Annotated in this window: 15 protein-coding genes; 10 read left to right on the top strand and 5 right to left on the bottom strand. The window is 64.7% G+C overall.

Annotated features, from left to right (window positions below; all coding sequences use genetic code 11):
* Positions 1 to 2: 2 nt before the first annotated feature.
* From AC6I6U_RS03795 to dksA, 3 genes are read right to left on the bottom strand one after another with little or no spacing between them, the layout of a single operon-like run.
* Positions 3 to 653 carry a DUF1826 domain-containing protein gene (locus AC6I6U_RS03795; RefSeq protein WP_497880727.1) on the bottom strand — a complete coding sequence of 217 codons (651 nt, stop codon included), beginning with the start codon at positions 651 to 653 and terminating at the stop codon, positions 3 to 5.
* Positions 653 to 1,864 (bottom strand): zinc metallochaperone GTPase ZigA, encoded by a 1,212-nt coding sequence (gene zigA, locus AC6I6U_RS03790; protein ID WP_497880726.1) that lies wholly within the window; start codon positions 1,862 to 1,864, stop codon positions 653 to 655. Before zigA ends, AC6I6U_RS03795 begins: the two co-directional genes overlap by 1 nt.
* Positions 1,865 to 1,891: 27 nt before the next feature.
* Positions 1,892 to 2,296: an RNA polymerase-binding protein DksA gene (dksA, locus tag AC6I6U_RS03785; RefSeq protein ID WP_497880725.1), complete on the bottom strand. Its 405-nt coding sequence runs from the start codon at positions 2,294 to 2,296 to the stop codon at positions 1,892 to 1,894.
* 124 nt (positions 2,297 to 2,420) lie between these two features.
* On the opposite strand from dksA, the gene AC6I6U_RS03780 reads away from it, so the two are divergent.
* Positions 2,421 to 2,798, top strand: coding sequence for a glutamine synthetase (locus AC6I6U_RS03780; protein WP_497880724.1), 378 nt, complete (start codon positions 2,421 to 2,423; stop codon positions 2,796 to 2,798).
* A gap of 281 nt (positions 2,799 to 3,079) precedes the next feature.
* On the opposite strand, the gene AC6I6U_RS03775 is transcribed toward AC6I6U_RS03780, so the two are convergent.
* Positions 3,080 to 4,309: an N-acetylmuramoyl-L-alanine amidase gene (locus AC6I6U_RS03775; RefSeq protein ID WP_497880723.1), complete on the bottom strand. Its 1,230-nt coding sequence runs from the start codon at positions 4,307 to 4,309 to the stop codon at positions 3,080 to 3,082.
* Between the two features lie 131 nt (positions 4,310 to 4,440).
* Here AC6I6U_RS03775 and folE2 point away from each other — a divergent pair, with 131 nt between their 5' ends.
* The 8 genes from folE2 to thrS are packed head-to-tail and all read left to right on the top strand — an operon-like array spanning position 4,441 to position 12,019.
* A complete protein-coding gene (gene folE2 / locus AC6I6U_RS03770; RefSeq protein ID WP_497880722.1) occupies positions 4,441 to 5,337 on the top strand; it encodes a GTP cyclohydrolase FolE2 in 897 nt (298 codons plus the stop codon).
* Entirely contained in the window at positions 5,334 to 6,002 is a 669-nt protein-coding gene (locus tag AC6I6U_RS03765) for a metal ABC transporter ATP-binding protein (RefSeq protein ID WP_497880721.1), read from the top strand. Before folE2 ends, AC6I6U_RS03765 begins: the two co-directional genes overlap by 4 nt.
* Positions 6,002 to 6,868 carry a metal ABC transporter permease gene (locus AC6I6U_RS03760; RefSeq protein WP_497880720.1) on the top strand — a complete coding sequence of 289 codons (867 nt, stop codon included), beginning with the start codon at positions 6,002 to 6,004 and terminating at the stop codon, positions 6,866 to 6,868. The genes AC6I6U_RS03765 and AC6I6U_RS03760 overlap by 1 nt, the downstream gene beginning before the upstream one ends.
* Before the next feature lie 11 nt (positions 6,869 to 6,879).
* A complete protein-coding gene (locus AC6I6U_RS03755; protein WP_497880719.1) occupies positions 6,880 to 7,767 on the top strand; it encodes a metal ABC transporter substrate-binding protein in 888 nt (295 codons plus the stop codon).
* Entirely contained in the window at positions 7,764 to 8,198 is a 435-nt protein-coding gene (hisI, locus tag AC6I6U_RS03750) for a phosphoribosyl-AMP cyclohydrolase (RefSeq protein ID WP_497880718.1), read from the top strand. Before AC6I6U_RS03755 ends, hisI begins: the two co-directional genes overlap by 4 nt.
* Positions 8,195 to 8,755, top strand: coding sequence for a gamma carbonic anhydrase family protein (locus tag AC6I6U_RS03745; protein ID WP_497880717.1), 561 nt, complete (start codon positions 8,195 to 8,197; stop codon positions 8,753 to 8,755). The genes hisI and AC6I6U_RS03745 overlap by 4 nt, the downstream gene beginning before the upstream one ends.
* Positions 8,756 to 8,757: 2 nt before the next feature.
* Positions 8,758 to 10,095: a dihydroorotase gene (locus AC6I6U_RS03740; protein WP_497880716.1), complete on the top strand. Its 1,338-nt coding sequence runs from the start codon at positions 8,758 to 8,760 to the stop codon at positions 10,093 to 10,095.
* 31 nt (positions 10,096 to 10,126) lie between these two features.
* A complete protein-coding gene (thrS, locus tag AC6I6U_RS03735) occupies positions 10,127 to 12,019 on the top strand; it encodes a threonine--tRNA ligase (RefSeq protein ID WP_497880715.1) in 1,893 nt (630 codons plus the stop codon).
* Between the two features lie 138 nt (positions 12,020 to 12,157).
* On the opposite strand, the gene AC6I6U_RS03730 is transcribed toward thrS, so the two are convergent.
* Positions 12,158 to 12,673, bottom strand: a complete 516-nt coding sequence (locus AC6I6U_RS03730) for a DUF3617 domain-containing protein (protein WP_497880714.1) — start codon at positions 12,671 to 12,673, stop codon at positions 12,158 to 12,160.
* A gap of 128 nt (positions 12,674 to 12,801) precedes the next feature.
* Between AC6I6U_RS03730 and cls the strand changes: the two genes are divergently transcribed.
* Positions 12,802 to 14,241: a cardiolipin synthase gene (gene cls / locus AC6I6U_RS03725; protein WP_497880713.1), complete on the top strand. Its 1,440-nt coding sequence runs from the start codon at positions 12,802 to 12,804 to the stop codon at positions 14,239 to 14,241.
* The last annotated feature ends 1 nt before the right edge of the window (position 14,242 follow it).

Below are 14,242 nucleotides of genomic sequence, written 5' to 3'. Positions count from 1 at the left end.
CCTCAAGCCAACCAATCCAATGTCAGAATCAGTCGCCGCTCCCCCGCCACTACCTGCGGCGAACGATGCACCAGGCCAAACCCCTCGTTGCCCTGCCAGCGCTCGCCCTTGAGCAGGGCCACCGCGCCGCTGTCCATCCGCCTGATCACAAGCGTATCCAGCGGCTCCGCCTCCGGGCTGCCGAGTTGTCGCCGGTCCATCGCCCCCTCCTCCAACCACTCACTACCCGTTCCCGCATAGGTGGTGATCAGCCTGACCGGCACATGGTCGACGTGAAACCGCGGGCACATCGCCTTGTCCAGCACTCGCAGGCGCAAGCCGATGCGCCGTGCACCGAGCAGGCAGGCATAGGCGCTGACCAGCCAGGACACGTCGCTGATAAAACCCTCGTAGCCCTCCAGGTCGCTGAAACCCGAGGCCAGGCCGTGCAGGTTCGGCCGGGACTCGTCATCAGGCATTTCCAGGCTCAGCGACTCCGCCAGCGGCTCGCCCAGCGACAGCAGCAAGTGGGCAAAATCGGCGATATGGCTGGGCAGGCGGCGCTGCCACACCGCCAGGTTCACCCCATCCTCGAGAATATCGCCCAGCACGGTCGGAGCCTCGCCCAGGGTCTGACGGATCGAGGGTTGCGCCGGCATGCGCGGCGCCAACATCAGGCCGCGACCTCTTCGTCGTGCCACGAGCCGAACGGGTCGTGCAGCAACTGCCAGCCCTCGACCCCCAGGGCCATCTCGTCATCCGTCAGCAGGCAGTTGTCCAGGCGCGCCGTCAGTTGCGCAAAATCGATGCCCTGGCCGATGAACACCAGCTCCTGGCGGCAATCGCCAGTCGCGGCGGTCCAGTTCTGCATGATTGCCGCGATGCTTTCCTGATCCTGCGGCCAGTGCTGTTTCGGTACGAAGCGCCACCAGCGTCCGGCGAAACCATGGCGCATCAGGCCACCGGCCTGGGACCAACTACCGGCTTCCTGGTACTTGCTCGCCAGCCAGAAGAAACCCTTGGAGCGCAGCAGCTTGCCGTTCACCCAGGGCTGGTTGATGAAGTCGAAGAAACGCTCGGGGTGGAACGGTCGCCGCGCCCGGTAGGCGGTCGAGGCAATGCCGTACTCCTCGGTTTCCGGCACATGCTCGCCACGCAGTTCCTGTAGCCAGCCCGGCGCCTGGGCCGCTCGTTCGAAGTCGAAGCGGCCGGTGTTGAGGATCTTCGCCAACGGCACCTCGCCCATTACCATCGGGATGACCTCGGCCTGGGAGTTCAGCCGCGCGAGGATCGCCATCAGCTCCTCGCGCTCCTGGCTGGAGATCAGGTCGATCTTGCTGACCAGGATCACATCGGCGAACTCGACCTGCTCGATCAACAGGTCGGTAATCGAGCGCTCGTCCTCCTCACCGAGGGTTTCACCACGGGAGGCCAGGCTTTCCGCCGCCTGGTAGTCGAGCAGGAAGTTCATGCCATCGACCACCGTGACCATAGTGTCGAGGCGGGCGATATCGGCCAGGCTCTGGCCGGTCTCGTCACGGAAGGTGAAGGTCTCGGCCACCGGCAGCGGTTCGGAAATGCCGGTGGATTCGATCAGCAAGTAGTCGAACCGACCGTCGCGGGCCAGCCGGCCGACCTCTTCCAGCAGGTCCTCGCGCAGGGTGCAGCAGATGCAGCCGTTGCTCATCTCGACCAGCTTTTCCTCGGCCCGGTTGAGGCTGACGTCACGCTGGACCTCGCTGCCGTCGATGTTGATCTCGCTCATGTCGTTGACGATCACCGCTACCCGCAGATTGTCGCGGTTACGCAGGACATGGTTGAGCAAGGTGCTCTTGCCGGCGCCGAGAAAGCCCGACAGCACGGTCACGGGAAGACGTTGGGTCATGATTGGTTCCTCATCAGGTCGGCCGGGTCACAGCGCCCGTTTATGGCGCTCGCGCAGCTCTTCACGTTCTTTGGCTTCGATGCACAGGGTCGCGGTAGGCCGCAGCAGCAGGCGCTTGAGACCGATCGGCTCACCGGTCTCGCGGCACCAGCCGTATTCACCACGGGCCAGGCAGTCGAGGGTCTGGTCGATCTTGTCGAGCAGCTTCTTTTCCCGCTCCAGCAGGCGCAGTTGCCACTGGCGCTGTTCCTCGGCGCTGCCGATATCCGCCGGGTCACTGTTGGGCTCCTGTTCACGCAGCACGACGAATTCGCCGCTGATGCGCTCCTGCAGTTCACGCCGCTGCTGCAACAGCAGTTCACGAAAGAAACCCTGCTGTGCATCGTTCATGTAGTCCGCCTCGGGCTGGGCGAGCAGTTCGTCTTCGGTCATGGAGAGGTCGCCGTCGGGGGATTGATTTAATGTTATATTATAACAATGCATTTTAGCCACTCCCCGCTTGCTCCCGGCGACGAAGGGAGTGATGCTGAAGCCAACCCCGCCCTTGAGAATGCCGATGCGCCCCACCCTGAAGCTCTCGTTGCTGAGCCTGCTGCTGTTCGCCACCGGCGCCTCGGCCCAGGTCCCCGGCCCCTTGGCCAACTGCACCCGCAGCGCCACCCTGCTGGCGTGCAAGGACGCCGCCGGCAACGCCTATGGCGTCGCCACGGTGGGCAAGACGATTTACCTGCAGGGGTTCGAAGTGAACGGCAAGCGCTACTGGTCGCAAACCAGTAGCCGCTATGGGCAACTGACCTTCTTCACCGGCATCGCCTCGGATGGCGAGGCCTGGGTGGGCTACAGCCGACGGGTGGGCTGGACCACGGTGAACCGCTTCTCCAGCTCTGGCGGGCTGAGCAAGAAGTTCACCTGTGATCGCCTGGTGGGCTGCTGAGCAGAGCCTGAGGCTCCCGATGAAGTGGCCAGGACACTTTGTGGTTGTGGCGAGCGGGCTTGCCCGCGTTGGGCCGTGAAACGGCCCCAAACCCAGGCAACTCGGCCTATCGGTTGGACCGCGCTGGCTGGTTTTACGGCTGCTTTGCAGCCGAGCGCGGGCAAGCCCGCTCGCCACAGAGTTGTGCTAGGCCAGCACCTCATCTGGTTGCTGCGGCGGTGCGGCGTTCCGACAAGCCCGCTCGCCACGACAAGCCCCATTCACTACAGCACAACAAGGCACTAGACCAGGACCTCATCGGTTTGCTGCTGCCGCCAGGCAATGTAGCTGTCCTGCGGTGGATTCTTCTCGAAGTAGGTTTTAAGGCCCTGGAACAACCCGTCGGCGATCGCCTGCTGGTGCCGGGCGGTGACCAGGCGCTCGCTGTCGCGGACGTTGGAGATGAAACCGGTCTCGACCAGGATCGATGGTACGTCCGGTGACTTGAGTACCGCGAAACCGGCCTGCTCCACGCGTTTCTGGTGCAGGGTGGTGATGCCCTCCAGGCTGCCGAGTACGGTATGCCCCAGTTGCAGGCTGGCGGCGATGGTCGCGTTCATCGACATGTCGAGAATCACCCCGGCCAGCATCGGGTCCTTGTCCTTGAGGTTGAGCAGGCTCTGCGCACCGATCAGGTCGGCGCCGTTCTCGCGCTGGGCCATGAAGCGCGCGGTGGTCGAGGTCGCGCCACCTTCGGACAGGCAGTACACCGAAGCGCCCGACGCAGTGATCCGCGGCGCGGCATCGGCGTGCACCGAGATGAACATGTCGGCGTTGTGCTTGCGGGAAAATTCGACGCGCTTGCGCAACGGCACGAAGAAATCGTCGTTACGCACCAGCCGCACATCGAAGCCCTTTTCACGCTTGAGCCGCTTGGCCAGGAGTTGGGCGATGGACAGCACCACGTCCTTCTCGCGCTGGCCCTTGGACCCCACCGCGCCGGGGTCCTTGCCGCCATGCCCAGGGTCGACCACCACCATGATGTCGCGCTTGGGATGGGCCTTGCCCGGCGCCGGCTCATGCCTGGCCTGGGGCGCGGCGGCCGCTGCGAGTACCTGTGGCGGCGCGGCTGTCGTACCACCGCTGGCCAGGTCGAGCACCAACCGATGTCCCTGGCCATCGCCGGGCGGCAGCAGGAAGCTGTTCAACTGCACCGGGTTGGCCAGATCGAGGACGATCCGCGTGTCGCCCTGGCCGAAATGCCCCGAGCGGATCGAGCGAATCACCGTATTTTTCAAGGCCAGCTGACTGAAGTCCCCCGTCAGCTTCGCTCCGCTCAGGTCGATGATCAGACGCTCGGGCGCACCCAGGGAAAACGTCTTGTACTGCACCGGACCACTGAGATCGAGCACCAGTCTCAGCTTGTCGCCGGAGCGCCAGAGCCGGGCGTTCTGGATCTGGGCCGCCGATACGCCCAGGGGAATGAAGGCCGCGCTGGCCAGCAGGAAGTTGAGTAATTGACGTCTATGCATGAACCGATAACCACAAATTGAGGGAGCGTCCCTGCTCGATATGGCTGTGTAGAGCCCTGGCAAAAAAAGCCTTCGTCGAATCAATTGTTATAATATAACATGACATTTTATTTCCAACGATGGACCTGCTCATGAATGCGTTGACGCTGCCGGATATCGCCGCGCAGTCATCCCGGCAAGCCTTGCCCCTTGAGTGGGTGGGCATGTGCGGCATTGCTCTACCCATCACCCTCGACAGCCAGCGTCTCAGCGCCACGGCCGACGCCGGAGTCAGCCTCGACGACGGTGAAGCCCGTGGCATCCACATGTCACGCCTGTACCTGGCCCTGGAACGGTTGCAACAAGAGGACCTGACACCCGCGCTGATCCGCGAGGTACTGCAACAATTCCTAGACAGTCACGACGGGCTGTCCAGCAATGCCTACCTACGTATTCACACCGATCTGCTGCTCAAGCGCCCGGCGCTGGTCAGTCCGCTGGCAGGCTGGAAAACCTATCCAGTCAGTGTGTTAGCCGAACTGAAAAGCGGAGTGTTCCACGTGGAACTGAAAATTGACGTGGCCTACTCCTCCACCTGCCCCTGCTCGGCAGCCCTCGCCCGCCAGTTGATCCAGCAACAATTCAACCAGGACTTCGCCAACCAGCCACTGGAGCACGGCAAGGTTCTCAACTGGCTCGGCAGCACCCAAGGCATCGTCGCCACGCCTCATAGCCAGCGAAGCATTGCACACCTGCAAATCCGGCTTGATGAAAAAACGTATCGGTTTCCCTTCGAGGCGCTGATCAACGATGCCGAGGCGGCCCTCGGCACCGCCGTGCAGACTGCGGTGAAGCGTGCCGACGAGCAGGCTTTCGCCCTCGCCAACGGCCAGAACCTGATGTTCTGCGAAGATGCCGCGCGTCGCCTGAACCTGGCGCTGAAACGCTCGGACTCGGTGCAGGGGTTCCATCTGCGAGTGGTCCACGCCGAAAGCCTGCACGCCCATGACGCCGTGGCCGAAAGCCGCTGGAACTGGGGGCAGGCATGATCCGCTGCCAGAACCTGCGCTGGGGCCCGCCCGGCCAACCGTTGACGCCCGCAGTGGATTTCGAATTGGCGAGCGGCAGCCTGACCGCCGTGATCGGCGCCAACGGCACCGGCAAGAGCAGCCTGCTCAAAGTCCTCGCCGGCTTGCAGAAGCCACTGGCCGGCAAGGTGCAGCTGGATGTTCCACGCCGCGGAGGGCTGTCGTTCCTGCCACAACAACAGCACCTCGACCGGCAGTTTCCGATCAACCTGCAGGAACTGATCGTCGCCGGGTTGTGGGGCATCAAGCTGACCCCGCAACAGCGCAGTGAACGCCTGCAGGCGGTGATCGCCGACTGGAACCTCGCCGGCCTGGAGCAACGCCCCTTGATGGCCTTGTCCGGCGGCCAATTGCAACGCGCCCTGCTCGCGCGCCTGAGCCTCGCCGAGGCGCCACTGCTGCTGCTCGACGAGCCCCACGCCGCCCTCGACGAGGAAGGCCAGGCGCTGCTGTGGAAACATATTCATGCCTGGCACGCGGCGGGTCGCACGCTGGTGGTGGTCTGCCATGACCTCGCCGCCGTGCGCCAGCATATTCCCGACGCCCTGCGGATCAAGGACAGTGGCTGTGTCCTCGCGCCGAGCCGCGAACTGATCGTGCAACAACCGATCACGCAGGTGGCTTGATGCTGATGTTCACCCAGCACCTGTGGCAGCCGTTCCACGATTTCGTGTTCATGCGCCGGGCCCTGCTCGGTGGCCTGGTGCTGGCCTGCAGCACGGCGCCGCTGGGGGTGTTCCTGATCCTGCGGCGCATGAGCCTGATCGGTGACGCGGTGGCCCATGGCATCCTGCCAGGCGCCGCCATCGGCTTCTGGATCGCCGGCCTGAGCCTGCCGGCACTGACTCTCGGCGGCCTCGGCGCCGGCATGGGCATGGCCGGCCTGTCAGCCTGGATCACCCGCCGCACCGGCCTGCGCGAGGACGCCAGCCTGGCGGCGATCTATCCGATCTCGCTGGCCAGCGGCGTGCTGCTGCTCGGCATCGCCGGCAAGCGCCTGGATCTCCTGCACCTGCTGTTCGGCTCGGCGCTTGCCGTGGACGGCCCGACCCTGACCGGCATGCTCTGGGTCTGCGGCATCAGCCTGGTGCTGCTGGCGGCGATCTACCGGCCGCTGATGCTGGACACCCTCGACCCGCTGTTCCTGCAAACCGTCAGCCGCCTAGGCCCACTGGCCCACGGCGTGTTCCTGACCCTGGTGGTACTCAACCTGGTGATCGGTTTCCAGGCCATCGGCGCGCTGATGGTGGTCGGTCTGATGATGCTGCCGGCGATCGCCTCGCGCTTCTGGAGCCGCCGCCTGCCGGTACTGATGCTGATCGCCGCGCTGCTCGGCTGCATCTCGGTCACCGCCGGCCTGCTGCTGTCGTTCTACTACTCGCAACCCAGCGGCCCGGCGATCGTGCTGGTCGCCGGCTGCCTGTACCTGCTGTCCGTGGTCTTCGGTCCGGTGCACGGGCTGCTGCGCCGCCCACCCCTGCCATCCCAATGAGGTGTCACCCGATGCGCGCTTTACTCGTACTGTTCAGCTCCGTGCTGGCCCTGTCGTTGCACCTGTCCAGCGCCCAGGCGGCGGATAAGCTGCCGGTGGTTGCCAGCTTCAGCATCCTGCGGGACATCACCCAGCAGATCGGCGGCGACCACATTCAGGTCAGCGCCATGGTCGGCCCGGACGCCGACGCCCACATCTACGAGCCGACCCCGGATGACGCCCAGGCGCTGCTCAAGGCCAAGCTGATCGTCAAGAACGGCCTGGAGTTCGAGCCCTGGCTCGACCGCCTGGTGACCAGCACCGAGACCAAAGCCCCGGTGGTCACCGCCAGCAAGGGCGTGCTCTCGCACACCATGGAAGAGGACGGCGAGACCGTTCCCGATCCGCACGCCTGGCACAACCTGGCGAATGTCGAGCTGTACGTGAACAACATCACCAAGGCACTGATCCAGGTCGACCCGGCCCACAAGGACGACTACACCCGCAACAGCCAGGATTACCTGAAGCAGATCTACCGCCTGCTGGCCGAAGCCAAGATCAAGCTCGGCAACCTGCCGGCCGGCAACCGTCGCATCGTCACCTCCCATGACGCCTTCGGCTACCTGGGCCAGGCCTATGGCATCCAGTTCATGGCGCCCCAGGGCCTGTCCACCGAGCGCGAGCCATCGGCCGCCGAAGTCGCCAGCCTGATCCGGCAGATCCGCAAGGACAAGGTCAAGGCGGTGTTCATGGAGAACATCAAGGACTCGCGCCTGCTGCAGCAGATCGCCGACGAAAGCGGCGCGAAGATCGGTGGCACGCTGTACTCCGACGCCCTCGCCGCCGAAGGCCCGGCCAGCACCTTCATCGGCCTGTTCGAATACAACATGAACACCCTGCACGCGGCGCTGAGCAAATGATCGCCCGGCCGCCCCTGTCGATGCTCGATCTGGAGAGCGCCGCCCTGGGCAGCCGCTGGCCCCTCACGGCCGTGCTCGATGCACTGCCGTGGAACGACGACGGGCTGATCGCCGCCATCGCCCAGCAACACGACACCGGTGAGGTGCTGATGCTGGCCTGGATGAACCGCCAGGCCCTGGCCGAAACCCTCGAACGTGGCCAGGTCTGCTACTGGTCACGCTCGCGCCGCCAGCTGTGGCGCAAGGGTGAAAGCTCCGGGCATCGCCAGCGCCTGGTCGAGGCCCGGCTCGACTGTGATGGCGACGCCGTCCTGCTGCGGGTCGAGCAACACGGCCCGGCCTGCCACACCGGTCGCCCCAACTGTTTCTACAACGCCATCCGCGATGGCGCGGTGGAAGTCATCAGTGCCCCCCAGGAGACCCCTGCATGATCCGCAAGAACCCTTCCGGCGACCTGCCGGTGATCGCCGAATCCGCCTACGTGGACAAGACCGCGATCATCTGCGGTAAGGTCGTGATCGGTGACAACGTGTTCGTCGGCCCCTACGCGGTGATCCGCGCCGACGAGGTCAACGAACACGGCGAGATGGACCCGATCATCATCGGCGCCAACTCGAACATCCAGGACGGCGTGGTCATCCACTCCAAGTCCGGCGCGGCCGTGACCATCGGCGAGTTCAGTTCCATCGCCCACCGTTCGATCGTCCACGGCCCGTGCACGGTCGGCAACCGGGTGTTCATCGGTTTCAACAGCGTGCTGTTCAACTGCGCGGTCGGCGACGGCAGCGTGGTGCGGCACAACTCGGTGGTCGACGGCCGCGACCTGCCACCGGGCTTCTACGTGCCCTCCACCACCCGCATCGGTCCCAACACCGACCTGTCGCAATTCCCGCCAGTCAGCGTCAGCGCCTCGGAATTCTCCGAAGACGTGGCGCGCACCAACGTCGACCTGGTCCGGGGCTACAAGGCCCTGCAAAACGAGTTCTGAGCATGAGCAGCCTGCTGATCCGCAATGCCCGCGTGGTGAACGAGGGTCGTCAGTTCGACGCCGATGTCCGGGTGATCAATGGCCGCATCGACACCATCGCGCCACAGATCGGCAATGCCAGTGCCGACGTCGAGATCGATGCCGACGGCGACTGGCTGCTGCCGGGGATGATCGACGACCAGGTGCACTTTCGCGATCCGGGCGCGCCGGCCAAGGGCAGCCTGCACAGCGAATCGCGGGCCGCAGTAGCCGGCGGCATCACCAGCTACATGGACATGCCCAACACCCGCCCGGCAACCCTGACCCTTGATGCCCTCGCCGACAAGAAGCGTCGGGCGGCCAGCGCCTCGGTCGCCAACTACGCTTTCCACTTCGGCGTCAGCAACGACAATCTCGACACCGTGGCGGCCCTCGATCCCACCCAGGTGGCCGGGGTCAAGGTGTTCATGGGCGCGTCCACCGGCAACATGCTGGTGGATGACCCGCACATTCTCGAACGGCTGTTCGCCGAAGTGCCGACCATCCTGCTGGCCCACTGCGAACACACGCCGACCATCGATACCCGCCTGAAGAACCTGAAGGAACTGCTGGGCGGCATGATCCCACCAGTCGCCCATCCGCTGATCCGCAATGCCGATGCCTGCTACCGCTCCTCGTCGCTGGCAGTCGAGCTGGCCAGAAAGCACGGTACCCGCCTGCACGTGCTGCACCTGACCACCGAGCGCGAACTGGAACTGTTCGAAAACAGACCGCTGGGCGAAAAGCGCATCACCGCCGAAGTCTGCCTGCACCACCTGCTGTTCGACGATCGCGACTACCCCCGCCTGGGCAACCGGATCAAATGCAACCCGGCGATCAAGCAGCAGTCCGACCGCGATGCCTTGCGCAAGGCCCTGTTGAGCAACCGCCTGGATGTGATCGGCAGCGATCACGCGCCACACACCTGGGAAGAAAAGCAGCGGCCCTATGAAGACGCGCCGTCCGGCCTGCCGCTGGTCCAGCATGCGCTGCCGGCGCTGATGGAACTGGTGGCGGACCAGGTGCTGCCACTGACCACCCTGGTGGACAAGACCAGCCACCGGGTCGCCGACCTGTTCGCCATCGCCGAACGCGGTTACCTGCGCGAGGGTTACTGGGCCGACCTGGTGCTGCTCAATCGCCAACCCCGGCCACGGCCGGTCAGCAGCGAACCGGTCCTCTACGAGTGCGGCTGGACGCCGTTCGTCGAACACAGCTTCCGCCATCACGTCCACACCACCGTCGTCTCCGGGCAGCTCGCCTGGCATGCCGGGCGGATTCATGACGGCTGCCAGGGCCTGCCCCTGCAGTTTCTCCGTTGATACGCCTCCCACAGCTCGAAGGACCCAATCGATGATCCGCATCACCCTCCCCGACGGCTCGCAACGCGAGTACGACCAGCCGCTCTCGGTCTTCGAAGTGGCCGCCAGCATCGGCGTCGGCCTGGCCCGGGCGGCGGTGGCCGGGCGGGTCGATGGCGTGCTGGTCGATTGCGGCACCCTCATCGAACGGGATGCGGCAGTAAGCATCGTCACCCCGCGGGACGACGAGGGGCTGGAGATCCTCCGCCATTCCTGCGCGCACCTGTTGGCGATGGCGGTCAAGCAGCTCTATCCCTCGGCCCAGGTCACCATCGGCCCGGTGATCGAGGATGGCTTCTTCTACGACTTCGCCTACGAACGCTCCTTCACCCCCAAGGACCTGGAATTGATCGAGGCGCGGATGCAGGCCCTGGCCGCGACCAACCACTCGGTACGGCGGCGCACCTTGCCACGCGCCGAAGCCATCGAGTATTTCGAGAGCCTGGGCGAGTACTACAAGGCCGAGCTGATCCGCGCCATCCCGGACGGTGAAATCCTGTCGCTGTACCGCCAGGGTGATTTCGAGGACCTGTGCCGTGGTCCCCATGTGCCGTCGACCGGCATCCTCCAGGCCTTCAAGCTGACCAAGGTGGCCGGAGCCTACTGGCGCGGCGACCGCAACCAGGCGCCGTTGCAACGCATCTACGGCACCTGCTGGGCCGACACCAAGGATCTCAAGGCCTACCTGACGCGCCTCGAGGAGGCCGGCAAGCGCGACCACCGCAAGCTCGGCACCCAACTGGATCTGTTCCACTTCGACGACTGCGCACCAGGCTCAGTGTTCTGGCACGCCAAAGGCTGGACGCTGTTCCAGCAACTGATCGGCTACATGCGCCAGCGCCAGGAGCAGGCCGGCTATGTCGAGGTGAATACCCCGGATGTGATGGATCGCGGGCTGTGGGAAACCTCCGGGCACTGGCAGAACTACCGCGACCATATGTTCACCACAACCACCGAGGACGAGCGGGTGTTCGCCCTCAAGCCGATGAACTGTCCGGGCGCGGTGTCGATCTTCGGCCACGGCCTGAAGAGCTACCGCGACCTGCCACTGCGGATCGCCGAGTTCGGCAAGGTCCACCGCTACGAACCCTCCGGTGCCCTGCACGGGTTGCTGCGGGTGCGCCACTTCACCCAGGACGACGCGCATATCTTCTGCACCCCGGCGCAGATGCAGGACGAGTGCGAAACGGCGATCGCGCTGGTGTTCGATATCTACCGTGAGTTCGGCTTCAGCGAGGTGCTGGTAAAGCTCTCCACCCGCCCGCTCAACCGCATCGGCAGCGATGAAACCTGGGACCAACTGGAAGGTGCACTGATCGGCGCCCTGGGACGGATGGGCATCGACTACCGGGTCAACCCCGGCGAGGGTGCCTTCTACGGACCGAAACTGGAGTTCGTGCTGCGTGATGCCATCGGCCGCGACTGGCAGTGCGGGACGTTGCAGGTCGACCTCAACCTGCCGGAGCGTTTCGACATCGGCTACATCGGCGAGAACGGCGAACGCCAACGGCCGGTGATGCTGCATCGGGCACTGTTCGGCTCACTGGAGCGCTTCATCGGCATCCTCATCGAACACTACAGCGGCGCCCTGCCGCTGTGGCTGTCGCCGTGCCAGGCGGTGGTGCTGAACATCAGCGAGGGCCAGGCCGACTATGCCCAGGATATTGCCCGGCAGCTCAAGGCCCAGGGCCTGCGGGCGGTAGCGGATCTGCGCAACGAGAAGGTCGGCTACAAGATTCGCGAACACAGCCTGCAGAAGGTGCCATACCTGCTGGTGGTCGGTGAGAAGGAAAAGGCGGCGGGGCTGGTCAGTGTGCGCAGCCGGGCGGGCGAAGACCTGGGGACGATGGCTGTCGAGGCGTTACTGCAACGCCTCGCGTCCTGACGAAACAAAACCTCCTGATACACGATACCTGTAGGAGCAGGGCTTGCCCGCGAATGCGACCTCAAGGCCGCCAAAGGCTTCGCGGCGGTTCGGCGCCCCGACAAGCCCTGCTCCTACAGGCTCTCGCGGACCAGAGCTTCAGGACCGCGGCTTCACCGCCCCGCAGTCCTGTCCCAGCCAGACGGCCTTGGTGTCCATGCTGCCATTCTGCTGGATACCGGTGGCATTGAAGGTGCCGCTGACCTTGGTGTTGAACTCGCGGTCACTGACGAAATGCGCGGTGCCCGCCCCCTGGGCCTTCGGACAACTGAAGCGGAATTTCCAGTCCGGGCCCTTGCGCTCGGTGACCTGCTGCTGGCAACCGGACTGAGGGTCGGTCAATGGAATCGACTCGGAAGCCACCTGCTGCGGCGTCAGGCAGACGCGCACGCCCTGCCCGCCCAGGTTGATGCCCTGCTTTTCCAGGGCAGCCCGCTGCTGCGGCGTGGTGTTCTGCTTGAGCACGCCCAACAGCATGCCGACATCCAGCGACTGGTTTTCCACCTGCACATTGCTGGAGGTCAGCTCCCACAACCCTGGCTGCAACACTTGCGCCTGGGCGACGGGAATCACAAAGGCACAGGCGATGGCCAGACCCGGCAGACGAAGGTTCATCGTATAGCTCCTGAGAAATGGTCCTGCTTAGACGTCAGAATCATGCTTGGGTTGCGTGATGAATTAAATAGCGACAATCGCTTCGGAACATGGTCTGTTAGGCATGAGGTTTCAAGATCAGGACCCCCATGGATTTTTTTGGCCCCCATGTATTCGGCTATCTGATAGCCCTGATTCACTCACTCGGGACCCTCGCGGCGATCCACGCCGTATTGACCGTCCGCACCGCCCAGGGCTCGATCGCCTGGGCGCTGTCGCTGATTTTCATGCCCTACCTCACGCTGATTCCCTACCTGGTGTTCGGCCGCAGCACCTTCGACGCCTATATCAAGGCCCGCCGCCAGGCCAACGTGGAAATGCGCAAGGCCATCGCCGACCTCAACTGGCGCCCCTGGGTCGAGGAAGCCCTGGCAGCCCGCAACTCAGAGGCCTATGCCGCACTGCGGGCGATGCCCAAGCTCGGTCGCATGCCCTGCCTGGCCAATAACCAGGTGCGCCTGCTGGTCAACGGCGAGGCCACCTTCGAGGCGATTTTCCAGGCCATCGAACAGGCCCGGCATGCAGTGCTGGTGCAGTTTTTCATCGTCCACGACGACCGGCTCGGCAAGCGCCTGCAGGCCCTGCTACTGAAAAAGGCCGCCGAAGGCGTCGAGGTCTACCTGCTCTATGACGGTATCGGCAGCCACGCCCTGCCCCACGGCTACGCCGACACCCTGCGCGACGGCGGTGTCCGGGTGAAAGCCTTCGCCACCCGCAGTGGCTGGCTCAACCGTTTCCAGGTCAATTTTCGCAATCATCGCAAGGTGGTGGTGGTCGACGGCCTGGTCGGTTTCGTCGGCGGACACAACGTCGGCGATGAATACCTGGGCGCCAAGCCGCCCCTGTCGCCCTGGCGCGATACCCATGTGGAAGTCAGCGGCCCGGTGGTGGCCTGCCTGCAGGAATCGTTCGCCGAAGACTGGTTCTGGGCCGCACGCCAGTTGCCACCGCTGATCCTGCCGGACACCTACCCCGACGACGGCGTGCTCTGCCAACTGCTCGCCAGCGGCCCGGCCGACGCCTTCGAAACCTGTTCGCTGTTTTTCGTCGAGGCGATCCACGCCGCCCGCGAGCGGATCTGGATCACCAGCCCCTACTTCATCCCGGATGAAGCCGTGTTCGCCGCCCTGCGCCTGGCCGCCCTGCGCGGCGTCGACGTGCGCCTGCTGCTGCCCTCGCGGCCCGATCACCGGATCGTCTACGCCGCCTCCAGCCTCTACGCCTTCGAGGCGGTGCGCGCCGGCGTCAAGGTGTTCCGCTATGGCCCAGGCTTCCTGCACCAGAAAGTCGTGCTGGTGGACAACGAAATCAGCGCCATCGGCAGTGCCAACCTGGATAACCGCTCGTTCCGGCTGAATTTCGAGTTGATGCTGCTGACGGTCGACGAGGCGTTCGCCCGCTCGGTGGAGGACATGCTCCTGAAGGATTTCGACCTGGCCCGTGAAGTCACCAGCGAGGACAGCCGTGAAACCCACCGCCTGCAACAACTGGGCATGCGGGTCGCACGGCTGATTTCGCCGATTCTCTGAC

The organism is Pseudomonas sp. UTLPPB19802, assembly GCF_059730225.1.
This window is presented reverse-complemented; position numbering and strand designations above follow the sequence as displayed.